The following is a 17,080-nucleotide window of genomic DNA, read 5'->3' as shown; positions in this document are numbered from 1 at the left end:
TTCGCTTATTTTACTAAATAAAACCAACTTTATTTTTAGTGAGGCGGATTAGGATGAGCATGGAGGAACAGTTGCGTCAGGCACTTCAAGAATGTGAAGAGTTACGAAAAGAGAACGCCCGTTTAAGAGCGTTGTTGCAAGAACAAGATATCGCCCCAAAACCACGCCAACCTTTAAAGTCCAATGCTGAAGTGATCCAAGAGAGACTATCTATATTTAAGGGTCTTTTCAAAGGAAGAACGGACGTGTTCCCAAAGCGTTGGGAATCTAAATCCGGTCGGACCGGGTACTCTCCTGCCTGTGATCATCAATGGCATCCTACCTTATGCAAGAAACCTCAGATTAAATGTATTGATTGTAAGCGTCGTAAGTTAACTCCTATGACTGATAAAGTGATTTTTGATCACCTCAAAGGGGAGCGGACGATCGGAATTTACCCATTGCTTGAAGATGACACGTGTTATTTCTCGGCTTTTGATTTTGATAGAAGGAGCTGGAAGGAAGACGTGCGTGCTCTTTTATCGATGTGTAAAGATAGTGTTCCGGCATACCCGGAGATCTCTCGTTCCGGTAACGGATGCCATGTATGGGTCTTTTTCTCCGAGCCCGTCCTAGCCAAAACCGCGCGTAAACTCGGCAACAATATTCTTGAGCAGACATTATCCGAGATTTTTCAAGTGGGTCTCGATTCCTTTGCCCGCATGTTCCCGTCTATGTTGGGGACGTTTCTTTTGCTTCCTAGGAGACAAAAGAACCGTCCCCACCTTGCCGCTAGTAAATCCTAAAAGTCTCAATCACTCTTGGCAGCTCATCCTGTATCATACTTTGAATTTCCATTAACTTATCCTCGTTTTCCGGCTCCAAGATCTCAGGTGTGGGTTCTGGGGTGATGTTGTAGGAGAACATGTATTGTTCAGTTGAACCGAGGTAGATCCATGGTGACCCTTCGAGGTATTCGGGTCCATAATCTGCTGGGAGTACATCGATGGAAAAGAAGAATTGTTCGATAGTATGGTCAGGTGTATAGAAAATACTGAATGACCTGATGGTGTCCGGTGCATCGTTGCTTTCTGTGATTGTCGTGATGTCTCTCCATGATTCAAGAAGGTCTAGGGAAAAGCCGTATTCAGAGCTCTCTAACACGTAGTTATCGCCCTCTACTTCCAAAACTCTGTCGACTACTTCCTCTGTAACATTCTCTTCTATTTCTTCCTCTTCATCTTCAGAGGTGACGTCCTCATCTATTTGCTCATCGGAGTGTTGTTCTTCTTTTTCAGGAGGAGGTTCTTCTTCTGCCTGCGAGGCGGAGCCATCATCATTTTCATTTGTTTCTTCTCCTGGCTGTGGTTCATTCTCTTCCGTTCCACTCGTTTCTTCTCCTGCATTGGTACAAGCAGTGCAAATAAGTACCAGTAAAGCCGTTGCTACTAAAAGCTGGCGTTTCCTCATCTGATCACCCTCCATCGGAACAATGTCTTTATACTCTAAATTTTACCATACTAACCGTGTCGGAAAACGTCTAAATGAGAGTAAGGTGGGGACGGTTCTGTTGCATCCTTTGGCAGTGGGGGAACCGTCCCTATCTTGGCGTGCCGAGGAAGCGGAAGAACCGTCCCCACATGGAACCCCACCTTTACGCAGGGTGTCAAAAGATGTAGGTTTATGGTATGTTTTATTTATAATTCATAATTTTTACAGGTTGCGGGAGGTGGGGGACCGATGGATAAAGTTAAGATCTTGATTATAGCCGTTAGCGTGCTTCTTTTGATAGGAGTGGGGACATTTACGTTTAACGCTGCCCAGTCGGAGGATCCTGATCATTTACTTTCACAAGCGAATGATTACTTTGAATTAGAAGACTATGAAGCTAGCATTCACTTTTATCAGGACTATTTGAGTGTGGACCCTGGGCACCTAGAGGCACGCTTAAATCTTTCAAAAGCATACTTTATGCTTGAGAGGTGGGACGAGGGGGAAAGTACGCTTCTCCAAGGTGTTCGGATCAAACCGAGGGAGTCGGCTTTTTATATTACATTGGCAGATATGTATTTTCAAAGGGAAGAGATTGAAAAGGGGATCCACATCACATTAGATGGACAAGATGCTGGTCGCTCTAGTGACTTCGAGCCATTGGTTGAGGAGATAACAGAACGTCTATCCGTCCAGTCCACTCGCTCTCGCCTTCAACTTAACTATGAAAATTCCCTTGCGTTGATTTGGGACGAAGATACCTCTCTTGATATGGAAGTAGTGTGGTCATTGGAAGACGGAGAAGGGGAATTTATTGTCGATGAAGAAGACCGTATTTTTATCTCACCTGAAAAGGTTGGTGAAGTAACGATTGAAGGGGCAATTGGTTCACTTGTAATTATAGAAGACTTTGAAATTGCAGAACAAGTGTTGGATGAGCTTGAGGTCACGCCTCGATCAGTAAACATGAGCAGGGGAGAAGAGGTCTCCTTTACGGCGTCCGGGCTTGATTTAGCAGGAAAAGAAATGGATGTTATGCCTGATTGGGTATTGGAAAAAGAATTAGGTACGCTATCGGAAGCCGAGGATGGTGAATTTTCTTTTACTGCTGAAAAAAGTGGAACGGAGACGCTAACGGCAGAAGTAGATAATGTGATAACAGAGGTCACGATCGTTATAGATGATGACCAAGTGTACGTTTCTTACGAAGTTGAGGGCGAGGGAACCGTTAGCCTCAGTCCTCTGAAGGACGGATTTCCTTATGGCACAGAGATTACCCTTCGAGCTACACCGGCTGAAGGTTGGGAGTTTTCTGGCTGGTATGGAGATGTGCAAACTATGACGAACCCTCTGTCCGTGACGTTAGAAGAGGACCTCGCTGTGACAGCTGTTTTCACCGAAGTATCCTTTGATCTTATTGTAGGGGTAGAAGGCAGTGGAAGAGTGATTCAAAATGCTCTCGAGTATTCCACTGGTGACACAGTAACGTTGACAGCTGTGCCTAACAGTGGATGGAAGTTTGAACGTTGGGAAGGTAGTGTAAATGGATCCGAGAAGTCCGTCTCTGTGACCATGAACAGAAATCACAACGTACAAGCCATCTTTTCAAGAGAGCAAGTGGAAGCGGATGAAAGTGAATCTGAAAATACAGAGAGTAGTAATGAGGAAACGAGCATGCCTTCAGAGAGTAGCTCCGGTTCTGACAGTAGTTCAGGAAGTCACTCTGGCTCAGGTAGTAGTTCAGGAAGTCACTCTGGCTCAGGTAGTAGTTCAGGAGGGACGTATGGTGGTAACCAGGGGCAACAAACAGCAACTTCAGCGCCTACAAGATACACCCTGAGCACGGAAGTTTCGGGAGAGGGAAGAATTGCAAAGAGCAACTCCAAATCTAATTACAGCAAAGGCACAGCCGTTTCTCTAACAGCAGAGGCAGCATCGGGGTATGAATTTGTTCGTTGGGAAGGGTCAGTATCCGGGTCGTCACCGTCAATCACGGTTACAATGGACGCAAATAAAAGTGTCAAAGCCATCTTTACCAAGGTGACTGTATCAGCGCCAGTTTCGGAATTTACTCTTTCTACTGGTAGTCAAGGAGGAGGATCCGTCACGGTATCTCCATCAGGATCCACATTCCAGGCCGGCACAGGCGTCTCAATTACAGCTGTTCCAGAGTCGGGGTATACGTTTGGAGGATGGTCAGGGGACCACACGGGGAGTAGCAGCTCGGCGACAATAACAATGGATAGAAACAAAAGCGTAACGGCGATTTTTGAAGCGATCAAGGAAAGTTTGGATGATTAATAAATGAAGACTGTCTCTTTGGAGGCAGTCTTCACTTTTTGGAATGAGGGGTTTGGACTTGCGGTTTAGTTTTTATTCATAAATCTCTCCACAACCTCATTAAACTTCTCACTATGCTCCCAGAACATCATGTGGCCTCCGAGGACTTCGACTTTTGTTTTAGGGGTCAACCTATTTGAGTACGCTACCGCAGTTTTAGACCAATGCTCTGCCACGATATTTAACGTAGGCACAGCTTCACTCGCCTGTTTCGCTTCCTCTCGGTAATCGGCAAACATGCCTGATGCAAATAGGTTGCCGGCGATATAAAAGGGAGTCTTTAGGGATTGTTCGACAAGCCATGTTAATTCTTCGGGTTTAAGCTCTCTTTGAATCATCACTTGGTAGATGTAACTAGCGATAAATTCTCTTTGCCCTTTGGAGTCTAGTAAATACGCATTGTAAATGCCTGCGATGTCGTCGAGTGCTCCCTCAGCCCAATCTTCTGTTTTCGTGGATAAAGATTTCGGTGGCATATCCACAAAAATCATCGCTTTTACTTTATCAAATCCCTGCTGTTTCACATACTCCCATGCAGTCAAACATCCGAATGACCAACCTACAAGAGTGGCCTGCTTTACGTCCAGTGCCTCAAGTACTTCGTGAAGGTCCGTGCCATGAGTGACATAATCGTTCCCGTGAAGAACCACCGTAGATCGCCCGTGACTCCTTGGATCGACCACAATTACCCGGTTGGTTTTTGCAAAGTGCGTCACCTGTTTTTCAAACACTTCTGTCGTAAACGTAAACCCCGGTATAAAAACGATCGGTTCACCCTGCCCAGCCTCTTGAACAAACAGTTCCACACCTGAATCGACCTTGATGTACGTTTCCTTTACTTTAGTCATCTGTTTCCCTCGCCTCGTTAGAAGTTTTATTACATGGATATTCCAAGTGGAGGGCGTTGATTCATTAGCATGAAGGATCGTTCTCCTTCTTCCAAAGTAGGAGAACCGTCACTGCATTACCAAACTATTTCAAAAGTAAAGGGTTGAATTTCAACTTCCCAATCATCTGAAGATCCTTCAATAACGAATGTTAACTCACCACCTTCATGATCAAGCGGTGCAAAGGTGAAGATGCCTTCTGATTGAATACCAGGGTTGATTGTTGATTGAATCTCAGGATAATCGGCATCGTAATTGTATTCTACATCAAATTGCCGAGAGCCTTGAATGAGCTTGGTATCATATATCCAGACGTTGATCTTTTCATTGGAGTCGTTTTCTACTTCAACGTACACTCGTGTTTCGTTTGCTGCGAATTCGATCTTTTGAACCTTAACAATGTAGCCGTGTTGACTAATTTCTTCGTTTATTTCTACTTCTAAAACTGTTGGGGCTATGGCTTCTTTATATGTGAGAACGTTAATTTCTTCAGCTCTTATGACTGGTGCAGTGACCACTCCACCAAATGCATTTTCTCCCTCAAATTCATCTGCTATAGTACCTAAAACTTCTACGTAATCGTCTTCTTTCACGTCTAAAGTTGAGTCAGTGTAACCAATAATCGTGTTGTTATTAAGCGCATCAGGGTCCTGCCAAACTTGAAGATAAACTCCATCAGCGTCTTTTTCAACAGAAAATACTCGCCCTGTAAAGTGCACGTCTCGGCCCATATAGCTCTTAACATCACTAAACATAAACCTTAATTCCTGTTCTGAAAGTGGAGCTTCGTTAGAGGAAATATCATCTTCTTCACCTTTAACATGACTTGTTTCTCCCGCGTGATTTTGTTTCTCCTCCTTTAAAATCGTTTCTTCTGAGCAACCGGACGACAAGAAGAGAAGTGTGACTATTGAACTTAGCACTACACGCTTCAACTCTTCACCTTCTTTCGTTTATGATAGGAGCTGTTTCGTTCCGGACTATTTTATACAATTATTGGATGGGCTAGAACTGAAATCGTTGTGTAGAAGGGAGATGGGTGAGGAGAACCTTACGTTTCTTACCTCGCTCCAACCCCACCTTCCCCCCACACAAAAAATACGATACGATTATACTAAGAAGAAAGAAGGGGGTGGTCCGGTTGAGGATAATCATCATGGTTTTATGCTTCATCATCATGGCAAGCACGATAAGTGTGACGCCAACGAGTGCCGAGACGGATGGACCTCTTCGTGTCGGGTATGACCCGGAGCTTCCGCCACTTCATTATTATGATGGTCGAGGGGAACGGGGATTTGCGATTGACTTGATGGACGAGCTGGCAGAGAGGATGGACAGGTCGATCGTCTACGTGGAAGTGCCGAGACGGGAGACGGTGGCCTATCTTGAAAACGGTACCATTGATGTGATGCTTAGTGCTTTTTTCAATGACCAAGAAGCTAGAGAGATGGAGTTTACGGATTCTTATATGAGTACGTCTGTTGGGCTATTTGTTCACAAAGACAATGATGAGGTGGACGGGCTGGCTGACTTGGGACAAGTGATCACGGCTATGGAGAGGGATACGCTCGAATATGAATTTCTCCGCAACATCCGAGGCATTCATTATCATACGGCGAGCACCCCACGAAATGCGATTGACCTTCTTGTATCGGGGAGAGCGGGGGCTTTTGTAGGAAACATGCTCACTGCTGAATATGAATTCGAGCAACAAGGGGTTCGGGATGAGTATCAGACGGTGGGGAGTTATTTGCTACCGGTCGAGTATTCCATGGTTGTCCAACAAGAGAATTACCTGTTGATGGACCAGATCAACCGAGCCCTTCGCGAGGTGCGTGGGGACGGGACGTACAATGAGATTTACGACAATTGGTTTGCCGGTGAAAGTGACCTTGCCGATCGGCTATGGCTGACCATTCAAGTGATCGGAACGGCGTTCGTTCTGATCTTAATCCTGTTTCTGATCGGAGTGAAATGGAACAGGCAGCTGAAACGGGAAGTGAACAAAAAAACCAATGTCCTCAACCAGCTCAACCAGTCCCTTCAGCACCAGGTTGAACAGACACAGAGCAGCGATGAGTTTAAGAAGCAGATTCTCAACAGTAGTCCACGGGGGATCGCGACTGTTGACCCGAACGGAGTGATTACCTCTTTTAATACGAAGGCAGGGGAAATGGGCGGTTTAAAAGAAGAGGTTGTGTCAAAGCATTATAAGGAAGTAAGGATCTTAAACGAACTTTTGAAAAGTAAGTTTGATCAGGTCCTTCACTCAAATCAGCTTTACCTCGGGGAAGACGCAGAATGGAAACGTGATGACGGACGTGTCTATTACCTCAGGTACTATGTGTATCCTCTTTTTGATTTAGATAAAAATAGAGCTGGGATCATCGTAACCTTTGAGGACGTGACCGAAGAGAAGCAGCTGAGACTACAAGTGTTTGAACAGGAAAAAAATCAGGCCCTTGGTCGCGTGGTTGCGGGGATCGCTCACGAAATCCGAAATCCTCTTACGTCCATTAAAGCGTTTGTAGAGCTGATTCCAAGAAAGTACAACAATGCGCGGTTTCAAAAGGAAATTTCCACCTATGTGCCTCAAGAAATTGAACGGGTAAACACCTTGATTGAAGGGTTGATTGATTACGCCAAACCGAAGCAAGTGAACAAAGAAATCATGGATGTGGGCTCCTTTTTGGAAGAGTGTACGATTTTATTTAAACAAACGGCAATCAACAGCGGGTTTGATATGGTTTGTGAATCTGAAGAAGGTTTATTTATAGAAGCGGATGAAAATCAGCTGAAGCAAGTGGTGATCAATTTGATTTTAAACGGTATTGACGCCATGACCATGAAGGAGTCGTCTGAAGATCAAACTCTTAAGCTCAAGGCGCATGTTGTTGGCAAACAGGTAATTATTAAAGTGGAAGATGACGGAATCGGGATGAGTGCCGAAGAAAAAGAGCAAGCCATCGAACCGTTTTTTACAACAAAAGCAAAAGGAACGGGGCTAGGCCTTGCGATCGCACAACAATACTTGAGAGATAACAACGGGCAGCTTCGGATCGAAAGCGTCAAAGGTGAAGGAACGGCCATTTATCTGACGTTCGAACTAGTAGAAAGGGGGACAACAGCATGAAAAAAGTGATCATTATTGACGATGAACCATCGATTTGTTCGTCGTTGGCGTTTGCGTTGGAAGATGAATATGACGTGGTGACCACGACCAATCCTGAGGAGGGCTTGGCCAACATCCGGGACAATCACTTTGATCTGTGCCTCTTGGATCTTAGAATCGGGAACGTGGACGGGCTTGATGTGTTGAAAAAAATCAAGGCGATTCGCCCGTCCGTGATGGTGATTATGGTAACGGCTTACGGCACGATCTCCTCGTCTGTAACGGCGATTAAAGACGGCGCCTACTCGTACATTACGAAGCCGGTGAATATGGACGAGCTCTTTTCCGTCATAAACCAAGCGTTTCACTACCGCCAGCTTAGTGATCAGGTCGAATATTTGAGCCAAGAGCTTGAGAAAAAGTACCGGTATGAAGGGATTATCGGAAAAAGTGAGCCAATGCAACAAGTGTTCAAGATGATTGAAAAAGTGAAGAAAGTGGACACGAACGTCCTCATCACTGGCGAAAGCGGGACTGGAAAAGAGCTTGTGGCTAAAGCGATTCATTTTGGAGGCAAAAGAAAGAAGGAGCACTTTGAAGTGGTCAACTGTGCAGCAATTCCCGAGCAGCTTTTGGAAAGCGAATTGTTTGGCTACGAAAAAGGAGCCTATACAGGAGCGGTTTCTTCAAAGGAAGGGAAGTTTCAAATCGCCAACAACGGGACGATCTTTTTAGATGAAATCGGAGATATGCCCATGAACCTGCAGGCGAAGCTGTTGCGCGTGCTTCAGGATAAACAAGTGACAAAGCTTGGCTCGAATAAAACGGAAAAAGTAGACGTAAGGGTCATCGCGGCTACAAACAAGCCATTTGACGACATGATTCAACGAGGAGACTTTCGTGAAGATCTGTATTTTCGCCTGAATGTCTTGCAGATCCCACTTCCACCTCTCCGGGAAAGAAAAGACGATCTGCCGGCCCTCATTGATTACTTTCGCACGATGTTTAATGAAGAGATGGATAAAGAAATCAAAGGCTTTACAAAAGAAGCGAAAAAGATTCTTATGAACCATGATTATCCGGGGAACATCCGAGAACTGAGCAACATTGTCGAGTCGTCCATGGTATTGGCCGATGAGGAGCTCATTGACGTGGTGGACTTGCCGCCTGGGATTAAGAAAGGACTGGCTCTTCCGTCACAAGAGACAGGTACGCTCGATAAGTACGTAGGGATGTCTCTTAAAGAATTGGAGACGAAGTTTATCCTTGCCACGCTTGAGTACAATGAGGGACACCGGAAAAACACGGCTTCCATGCTCGGGATCAGTGAGCGTAGTTTAAGAGACAAAGTAAAAGCAACAGAAACCTAACATAGAACGGCAAAATTTGCTGGAGGGGCAGATTTTGCCGTTCTTTTTTGACGAAAGGAGAAGGTGGATAAAAAGAAAGCGCTATCATTACGGGCTTTTTGAAACTTGGCACAACTCTTGCATTATTCTGAATATGAAAGCAAAACTTTATTTTAGGGGGAATCATTATGAAGAAATTAGCAGGATTACTCGTAGCGACGATGTTACTGGCCACCGCGTGTGGAGATGATGATGCAGTAGATACAGGTACAGACGACAACGGCGAAAGCGGCGAAGCGTCAGAAGGCGTAGAGCTTGACGATTTATTTGTAACCGTTGCCACAGGCGGAACATCCGGCGTGTATTACCCGATCGGTGGTGCCATTTCCAACATTCTTGAAGGTGAGCTAGGGGTTGACTCTTCTGTACAAGCCACTGGAGCGTCCGTGGAAAACATCAATTTAATTGAAAATGACAGAGCTGAACTTGCGATTACAATGGCCGATGCGGTTCAACAAGCATACGAAGGAAGCGGCGCGTTTGACGGTGAAGAACCGACTGATAACCTCCGCGGAATGGCTTCTCTTTATCCAAACTTCGTACAAGTTGTAACAACAGAAGACTCTGGGATCGAGTCGATTGAAGACTTGGCCGGCAAAAGTGTCGGAGTCGGCGCACCGAACTCTGGTGTTGAATTGAACGCTCGTATGGTGTTCGAAGCGTACGGCATGTCTTACGATGACATTAATGAAGATTACCTGTCTTATGCTGAAGCCATTGATCAGATCAAAAACGGCATGGTTGACGCAGCATTTGTAACGAGCGGTGTACCAAACGCGACGGTGATCGACCTTGATACAACGCACAATGCGAAGATCCTTCCGATCGAAGGTGAAGCGATGGAGTACCTTGAGGAAAACTACCCGTTCTTCTCACCGGAAACCATCCCTGCAGGCGCGTACAACAATGACGAAGACATTCAAACAGCAGCCATCATGAACGTCCTTCTTGTATCAAACGATATCTCTGAAGATGCCGTGTACGAGATGACAAAAGCACTCTTTGAAAACCTAGACTCGATCCAAGGCTCCCACAACGCAGCCCAAGACATCACGCTAGATACGGTTGACCTAGGAATGCCAGTACCACTCCACCCAGGCGCAGAACGCTACTTTGAAGAAGTAGGAGCGTTGGATTAAGAAACGATAAAGTTGAGTCGAAAGTAAGAACATTAGACTCTATTTAGGGTTGATGACAAAGATCTACATTTTTACTCCATTAAGTTGGTTTGCTGATTTTAGACAAGTAATGCGTAGTTGAACGGAATATGCGACACTCCTGCGGAATTACGAGAAAGGCAAGACCCCACAGGGACGAGCGGTTACTTCATGAGTATGCTTCGAGTTGCTTCGACGCAGACTCTTCGTAGCTCAGCTGGTAGAGGAAGAAGCACAATGCTCTCGCCCGAGGAGGCTTGCCGCGAGTCCGCGGAAAGGGAGTATATTCCGTTCAACGAAGCTTACTAACATCATTTGGGTTGAGTAAGCAATTTGAATTTTATCCTCTTTTAATCATTTTAGAAGGGAATTTGAAAGAGAACGTTACAGAAATCAAACCCGAGTCACAAAAGAGGTGCACATGATGAGGACCACAACTTTACTTGCCTTCCTTCTCCTTATGGTGGCATGCACTCCCGAAAAACAGCTGTACATGGTTATTCAAGACCAAGACAATGACAGCATTTATGTAGAGGAACAAGTGACCGAAGGAGACCGCATTACCCTAAGCTGGATTCACTCAGTGGAAAAAACACCTTGGAGTGAAGTGTACGAAGTCACTCACGAAGGGGGCCTCATGTTGACCGAAGCCATTTTCGAATCGTTCGGTGCAGGTGTGGATCACGCCAACGGAACGATGACAGTGGAAGACGGTAAGGTTGTGGTGAAAGATATCGATGAGCCTGTGGAAAAGATTACGTGGATTCACTCCCAACAAGCGGAGCATACGGTCCACTTACGAGACAAAGAAAGCACAGGTCCAAACGATTTGCCCCATCATCAAGCGATCGAGATAGTAATTGAAGAGAGGTGAACGTGTGATGGCTGACAAGAAACAACCAACCATCGATGAGCCTGAAATGTCAGGTGAACAGAAAGAAGTATTAGAGAAGTATTCCGCCGAATCACGATACCGAACGTTCTCAAGCAAAGCAGTTGCCATGTTGGTATCCGGACTGGCGATCTTTTTATCCCTTTATCATATGTATACGTCCTATTTTGGAACGCCAGTGACGTTGCAACACAGGTCTCTTCACGTGGCCATTATATTAGCACTTGTCTTTTTACTTTATCCACCGTTTAAAAAAGCCAGTCGTACAAAGCTTCCGTGGTACGACATCCTATTTACACTCATGGCGTTCTCTACTACCATTTACATTTTTGTCGATTACCTCGGGATCGTCAATCGTGGTGGAATGCCAAATAACTACGACCTTATTTTTGGCGGTATGCTCGTACTGTTAGTACTTGAGGCTGCACGCCGTGTAACGGGTTGGGGACTTCCGGTTCTTGGGATTTTGTTCCTTTTATACGGATTGTTCGGTCGCGAAATGTCTGGAATCTTCAGACACCGTGGATATACGTGGGATGAGCTTGTGAACTTCATGTATGTGACTACAGAAGGGGTTTACGGGACGGCCATCGGTGTATCGGCCACCTATATCTTCTTGTTCATCTTGTTTGGTGCGTTTTTGTCCAAATCCGGAATGGGTCAGTTCTTTAACGACATGGCTATGGCCATCGCCGGGGGCACGAAAGGCGGTCCGGCGAAAGTAGCGGTTATCGCCAGTGGCTTCTTAGGAAGTATTAACGGAGCGGCTGTAGCAAACGTGGTAACAACCGGTTCCTTTACGATCCCGTTAATGAAAAAAATCGGCTATAGCCGTAACTTTGCCGGTGCCGTAGAAAGTACGGCATCGGTCGGGGGGCAAATCTTGCCTCCGATCATGGGAGCGGCGGCCTTCATTATGGCCGAAATGCTCGGGATTCCGTACAGCCAAATTGTCTTGGCTGCTCTCCTTCCGGCACTACTTTACTACTTGGGCATTATTGTCCAGATTCACCTCCGTGCAACAAAACTCGGCTTGAAGGGGATTTCAAGAGAAAACCTTCCAGACGTGATGGATGTGTTAAAAGAGCGTGGGCATCTTCTTATTCCACTTGCGTTCTTGTTGTACATGCTCTTTTTCAGCGGAAGAACGATCATTTTCTCCGCATTCTTAACGATTTTAGTGACTGTATTGATTGCTATGATCCGTAAAACGACGCGTATGTCTTTCCGTGACATCCTTGATGCTCTTGAAAACGGGGCGAGAATGGCTGTTGGTGTAGCCGTAGCCTGTGCGTCCGTCGGTCTTGTAGTGGGCGTTGCGACAATGACTGGGTTTGGTCTGAAGCTTGCAAACGGCATTGTTGCACTTGGAGGAGATAGTCTGTTCCTCACGCTCTTCTTTACAATGATCGCGTGTATCGTGCTCGGAATGGGACTACCATCGATTCCAACGTATATCATTACAGCGACGATGGCGGCACCGGCCCTTGTTGCATACGGAATTGAGCCGCTCGTTGCTCACTTGTTCGTGTTCTACTTCGGTCTATTTGCCAACATCACACCACCAGTCGCTTTGGCAGCATTTGCGGCGGCGGGGATATCGGGAGGAGACCAGATGAAGACCGGTTTCGTGTCCATGAGGCTCGCCATCGCCGGTTTCATCATTCCGTATATGTTCGTTTACAACAACTCGCTTCTGTTAATCGACACGACCTTTATGGAAGGGGTACTTGTGGTCATCACCGCGGTGGCAGGTGTCATAATGCTCGGTACAGCGGCCGAAGGGTACTTGTTTGCCCATATTAATCCGGTCATTCGAATCGTCTTGTTCGGCGGCGCGCTTTTGTTTATGAACCCGAACCTCATCCAAGATGTGATCGGCTTCTCCATCATCGCGATCATCTGGTTCTTGCAGTGGAAGAAGGGTAAAAAACAAGGAAATTTCGAATCCGAATCAGAAGCTAAAACGGTTTAGAAGGAGTAGATCCATATGGACTTACAGTTGGATAAAAAATCAGTCGTCATCCTCGCTTCGAGCCAAGGGCTAGGCAAAGCATCAGCTCTCGCTTTTGCAAAAGAAGGTGCAAATGTGACCCTTGCCAGTCGAGATGAAGGAAAGTTGAAAGAAGCAGCCGAAGAGATTTTTCAGGCCACCGGGAATAAGCCGTCGTTTAGGAAATGCGACGTAACACAACCGGAGGAAATTAAAGCCCTTTTTCGCCAAGCGGTTAAGGAGTTCGGTACAGTCGATGTGCTCGTAAACAATGCCGGCGGACCGAAAGCGGGCGGGTTTGAGAGCCACGAAGATGAAGATTGGCAAACAGCTTTCGAGCTCAACCTTCTTAGCTTTGTGAGAGCTGTGCGAGAAGCGCTACCTCACATGAAGCAAAATGGAGGAGGGAGGATCGTCAACATCGCTTCCTCTTCCATTAAGGAACCTGTGGAAGGCTTGCTTCTGTCAAACACGTTTCGCATGGGCATCGTAGGACTCTCAAAGACCCTTGCTAAAGAATTTGGAGAGTACAATATTCTCGTCAATACAGTCGGTCCTGGTCGAATTGCCACCGACCGAGTTGCCCACTTGGATGAAATAAGGGCAGAAAAGCTCGGTATGAGCTATGAAGAAGCAAAACAGCAGCATGAAAAAACGATCCCCGTCGGGCGCTACGGAACGCCTGATGAATTCGCGAATACGATCGTTTTTCTCGGCTCATTCGCTAACACGTATGTAACCGGTCAATCTATCGTTGTGGATGGCGGGTCGACGAAAGCGTACTAGTCTAAGTAGGAACGGTTCTCTTGCTTCTTGAGTTAGGTGCCAGGCACTGTGTGAACACTTCACATGGTGCCTGGCACCTTTTTTATATTTCTGATAAGCTCGTCCTAGGTACTATGAACATGAGATCATAAACCTCTAAGTAAAGTTGGTGGAACGATGAAGAAGTGATTTATAAAACGTTTAAAACACTACTCGAAGATAAAGAAGAGTATAAAAAGATGAGTCAAGCAAGCAATCCATATGGAGATAGGTTTGCGAGTAAGAGAATCGTGGATATTTTGGAAATATGTGAAGCGCGGGGGGATCTAATTTCTCCGTGCTTTTTTGCATCATACTGGTTTAGCAAATAATCCCCCCATCTATTTTATTTTTGGTACCATTACATTCAGTGATGCTATATAAGGAAGGGATAGTATGTTTTTACATAAGTTAAAAGTAACGTTAAAGTCATTGATTGCATTTGTCATTTTATTATGGATTTGGGGACCGATTAGCCAATTCTTTTTAAGTTCTAATTTGACTCGTACATATGATCTATGGGGTATGTTTTCGTCTTTCGTCTTTCTATTGGTCAATTTTATTTGGGGTTCCGATTATTTTAATTACAGCAGTACCTGTTACATGTGTGGCCGGAATAATTACGAAAAATCTTAACGGTCCTGTGAGGGTGCTCATTAACTTTGTTGTGCATGTTGTACCAGCATTCCTCCTGGGTCAATTCTTCTTTGGAGGGTTTGATAGCATTGTAGCCTTGACCACGGTTATGGGGGTGTTTTTCTTTGCATTTGACGAGTGGCCTCATACGAATGGGAGAAAGCAAAGTAACATGTTAAAAGTAACGCCGGTAGTCATGATTTTTGTTGCACTTACGCCTACGTGGTTAACAAACTATCATGTGTCAAAAGAAAGTTCCCAGTTAGATGAAGTTGGTTTTCCTGAGGCTAACGTATTTATTAATGATGAAAAGGTTATTGGCGAACAAGTAAGCAAAAGCTTTAGCTCAACTGGGTTTCGGGATGACGAGAGAAACCCTATTGGTGAGCCATATCTCTTACCTAAAGGCATCTTGCAAGATCCTCAATATAAGGTAAATCAAGTTGAAGAAGGAGACCGAATTCGAATTGATTTTAGTAATCAACTAAGTCATAACTATACTCTTGAGATTGCTTATCTTATAGGGGGAGAGGTTGTTACAAAAGAGATCTCTTCAAAAAATAATGAGTTGGTCGTTCCAACTAATTTAAAAGCACAAGCGATGCCTGTTAGTGCAACGTGGAGGAGACATAACATCTCGTTTCAACTATGGGTGAAATAAAGGTCAATTCTTGTAGTCTGAGAAATTATTTCTTGGGAAATTGTCAGCATATGTCTTATTAATTAAACGTTTATTTAACCTGAAAAAAGAGGCGATATTTGCAATAAGCTGTTATTAAAAACACCGTTTCTTTGTGCTTAACATATTGATAATCATCAACGATTTCGGAGGATGAACGGTGAAAAAAAGGAGATCGGACGTATACATTAAGCATGTGCTCGAGCCTCAATATACATTTACTAAAGAGCACTTTCTCGGTCACATCTTGGAAATTAATATTGCTCATATTACGATGCTCGGAAAACAAAAGTTAGTAGATAAAAAGGAAGTACGTGCACTTAGAAAAGAACTAGAGGACATGAAACAGAAAGGATTCCAAAAAGAATACTCTGGGGAGTTTGAAGATCTTTTCTTTATGATCGAACACGAGTTGAACAAGAGGCTAGGAGAAGACGTTGCAGGAAATCTTCACATGGCATTCAGTCGAAACGATATGGATGCAACGATGTATCGGATGTTTTGGCGGAATCAGTTGATGAAATGGATGGAAGGTCTTGTGTCGTTAAGGAATGGAGTATTGGCATTAGCCGAGCAACATACCGATACGGTAATGCCTGCTTATACTCATGGTCAACAGGCCCAACCCACAACACTTGCCCATTATTTGCTGGCCGTTGAAGAGAATCTGAAACGGGATTATGACCGAGCGGTTGCCCTTTATGAACGTATCAATGAATGTCCAATGGGGGCTGTTGCTCTATCAGGGACCGGCTTTTCGGTTGATAGACAGTTTATGAGTGATCGTCTCGGTTTTACTCGAGTGATGGGAAGTACGTATGATGCGATTAGTGCTGGTGATTATATGTTAGAACTGGCGTCGGTGATTTCCATCTCTCTTACAACACTATCAAGGTTTGTTCACGATTTGATGTTTTGGGCTAGTAATGAGGTCGACGTACTAAAACTCGATGACTCTCTTGTTCAAATCTCGAGTGTGATGCCACAAAAAAGGAACCCGTCCGCGCTTGAGCATACTCGGGCGTTTATCAGCAGGAGTTTCGGGCAGTTAAGGGGAGTTGGTGACCTTCTCCATAACGTCCCGTTTGGGGATATTGTAGATGTTGGTGATGACATTCAAGAAGGGTTATATAAAGGCTTTACGGGTGCCATGAGTGTAGTAAGTCTTTTAACTGAAGTCATCGGCAATTGCTCGTTTAACAAGCAACTGATGTTAAAGCGGTGCGAAGAAGGGTTTTCGACAACCACCGAGATTGCTGATCGTCTTGTGAGAGAGTTTGGTATTCCATTCCGCCAAGCTCATGGAATAACCGCATTATTTATAAAGGAGTTAAGTGAAAAAGGAATCATACCTGTGGACAGTAAGGCAAAAGGTGTTCTTGAAGGTATTGTTGCTGAGAAAACGGAAAAAATGCTACTGATTTCAGAAGCGTTGTATCACGAAATGATCGATCCAAAGATGTTCATCGCTGTACGAACCACGCCGGGAGGGCCGGCGCCAGAAGAGGTAAAGAAGCAGATAAAGAGGGCGAAAGCTCGTTTGTTGTGTGGTGGGGACGGTTCTTCTGCATCTTAGGAAGCAAAAGAACCGTCCCCCTTTGACCTGGCACCTTTCTATTTCCACAAGTTTCTTTTATAATAATGGAGTAGTTTATTTCTGAATTTTTAAAACATTAACCGTTATTTTGTAAGCGCTATCAA

At 45.0% G+C, this 17,080-nt stretch carries 13 protein-coding genes and 1 pseudogene; 11 read left to right on the top strand and 3 right to left on the bottom strand.

The annotated features are described in order from the left end of the window. Positions 1 to 53 precede the first annotated feature (53 nt). Positions 54 to 785: a TOTE conflict system archaeo-eukaryotic primase domain-containing protein gene (locus G476_RS0118950; RefSeq protein ID WP_026691482.1), complete on the top strand. Its 732-nt coding sequence runs from the start codon at positions 54 to 56 to the stop codon at positions 783 to 785. Here the strand turns inward: G476_RS0118950 and G476_RS0118945 are convergent. Beyond that, on the bottom strand, positions 772 to 1,449 hold the full coding sequence (locus G476_RS0118945) for a hypothetical protein (RefSeq protein ID WP_026691481.1): 678 nt from the start codon (positions 1,447 to 1,449) through the stop codon (positions 772 to 774). The two genes, G476_RS0118950 and G476_RS0118945, sit on opposite strands and share 14 nt — an antisense overlap. A gap of 270 nt (positions 1,450 to 1,719) precedes the next feature. Here G476_RS0118945 and G476_RS0118940 point away from each other — a divergent pair, with 270 nt between their 5' ends. Continuing rightward, positions 1,720 to 3,771 carry an InlB B-repeat-containing protein gene (locus G476_RS0118940; protein ID WP_026691480.1) on the top strand — a complete coding sequence of 684 codons (2,052 nt, stop codon included), beginning with the start codon at positions 1,720 to 1,722 and terminating at the stop codon, positions 3,769 to 3,771. A gap of 65 nt (positions 3,772 to 3,836) precedes the next feature. Here G476_RS0118940 and G476_RS0118935 read toward each other — a convergent pair whose 3' ends face one another. Continuing rightward, the gene (locus G476_RS0118935; protein WP_026691479.1) at positions 3,837 to 4,658 is read right to left on the bottom strand and encodes an alpha/beta fold hydrolase; all 822 of its coding nucleotides are present in this window, start codon (positions 4,656 to 4,658) and stop codon (positions 3,837 to 3,839) included. A gap of 116 nt (positions 4,659 to 4,774) precedes the next feature. Beyond that, on the bottom strand, positions 4,775 to 5,632 hold the full coding sequence (locus tag G476_RS0118930) for a hypothetical protein (protein ID WP_026691478.1): 858 nt from the start codon (positions 5,630 to 5,632) through the stop codon (positions 4,775 to 4,777). Positions 5,633 to 5,838: 206 nt separating this feature from the next. Between G476_RS0118930 and G476_RS0118925 the strand changes: the two genes are divergently transcribed. From G476_RS0118925 to argH, 9 genes and pseudogenes are all read left to right on the top strand, one after another. Then, on the top strand, positions 5,839 to 7,830 hold the full coding sequence (locus tag G476_RS0118925; protein ID WP_026691477.1) for a transporter substrate-binding domain-containing protein: 1,992 nt from the start codon (positions 5,839 to 5,841) through the stop codon (positions 7,828 to 7,830). Further along, positions 7,827 to 9,179, top strand: a complete 1,353-nt coding sequence (locus tag G476_RS0118920) for a sigma-54-dependent transcriptional regulator (RefSeq protein WP_026691476.1) — start codon at positions 7,827 to 7,829, stop codon at positions 9,177 to 9,179. The genes G476_RS0118925 and G476_RS0118920 overlap by 4 nt, the downstream gene beginning before the upstream one ends. 167 nt (positions 9,180 to 9,346) lie before the next feature. Then, positions 9,347 to 10,357, top strand: a complete 1,011-nt coding sequence (locus tag G476_RS0118915; protein ID WP_026691475.1) for a TAXI family TRAP transporter solute-binding subunit — start codon at positions 9,347 to 9,349, stop codon at positions 10,355 to 10,357. Between the two features lie 439 nt (positions 10,358 to 10,796). Then, positions 10,797 to 11,249, top strand: a complete 453-nt coding sequence (locus G476_RS23050) for a DUF1850 domain-containing protein (protein WP_084405843.1) — start codon at positions 10,797 to 10,799, stop codon at positions 11,247 to 11,249. A gap of 7 nt (positions 11,250 to 11,256) precedes the next feature. Next, positions 11,257 to 13,242: a TRAP transporter permease gene (locus G476_RS0118900; protein ID WP_026691474.1), complete on the top strand. Its 1,986-nt coding sequence runs from the start codon at positions 11,257 to 11,259 to the stop codon at positions 13,240 to 13,242. 15 nt (positions 13,243 to 13,257) lie between these two features. Then, on the top strand, positions 13,258 to 14,046 hold the full coding sequence (locus tag G476_RS0118895) for an SDR family oxidoreductase (RefSeq protein WP_026691473.1): 789 nt from the start codon (positions 13,258 to 13,260) through the stop codon (positions 14,044 to 14,046). Between the two features lie 155 nt (positions 14,047 to 14,201). Then, a pseudogene (locus G476_RS23385) lies at positions 14,202 to 14,396 on the top strand (UDP-N-acetylglucosamine 2-epimerase); the annotation flags it as partial. A 317-nt stretch (positions 14,397 to 14,713) separates the two neighbouring features. Further along, on the top strand, positions 14,714 to 15,361 hold the full coding sequence (locus G476_RS0118885; RefSeq protein ID WP_205620310.1) for a hypothetical protein: 648 nt from the start codon (positions 14,714 to 14,716) through the stop codon (positions 15,359 to 15,361). 178 nt (positions 15,362 to 15,539) lie between these two features. Next, positions 15,540 to 16,955 carry an argininosuccinate lyase gene (gene argH, locus G476_RS22520; RefSeq protein WP_051314941.1) on the top strand — a complete coding sequence of 472 codons (1,416 nt, stop codon included), beginning with the start codon at positions 15,540 to 15,542 and terminating at the stop codon, positions 16,953 to 16,955. Positions 16,956 to 17,080: the final 125 nt, after the last annotated feature.

This window comes from Alteribacter aurantiacus DSM 18675 (assembly GCF_000429705.1).
Taxonomy (GTDB): Bacteria; Bacillota; Bacilli; order Bacillales; family Salisediminibacteriaceae; genus Alteribacter; species Alteribacter aurantiacus.
The sequence above is the reverse complement of the archived record's forward strand: the minus strand, read 5'-3'. Positions and strand labels throughout refer to the sequence as shown.

What these genes read in the sequence shown, in the direction of transcription:
- G476_RS0118950 (WP_026691482.1), top strand. Translation starts at nt 54, where the DNA reads ATGAGCATGGAGGAACAGTTGCGTCAGGCACTTCAAGAATGTGAAGAG.
- G476_RS0118945 (WP_026691481.1), bottom strand. Translation starts at nt 1,449, where the DNA reads ATGAGGAAACGCCAGCTTTTAGTAGCAACGGCTTTACTGGTACTTATT.
- G476_RS0118940 (WP_026691480.1), top strand. Translation starts at nt 1,720, where the DNA reads ATGGATAAAGTTAAGATCTTGATTATAGCCGTTAGCGTGCTTCTTTTG.
- G476_RS0118935 (WP_026691479.1), bottom strand. Translation starts at nt 4,658, where the DNA reads ATGACTAAAGTAAAGGAAACGTACATCAAGGTCGATTCAGGTGTGGAA.
- G476_RS0118920 (WP_026691476.1), top strand. Translation starts at nt 7,827, where the DNA reads ATGAAAAAAGTGATCATTATTGACGATGAACCATCGATTTGTTCGTCG.
- G476_RS0118915 (WP_026691475.1), top strand. Translation starts at nt 9,347, where the DNA reads ATGAAGAAATTAGCAGGATTACTCGTAGCGACGATGTTACTGGCCACC.
- G476_RS23050 (WP_084405843.1), top strand. Translation starts at nt 10,797, where the DNA reads ATGATGAGGACCACAACTTTACTTGCCTTCCTTCTCCTTATGGTGGCA.
- G476_RS0118900 (WP_026691474.1), top strand. Translation starts at nt 11,257, where the DNA reads ATGGCTGACAAGAAACAACCAACCATCGATGAGCCTGAAATGTCAGGT.
- G476_RS0118895 (WP_026691473.1), top strand. Translation starts at nt 13,258, where the DNA reads ATGGACTTACAGTTGGATAAAAAATCAGTCGTCATCCTCGCTTCGAGC.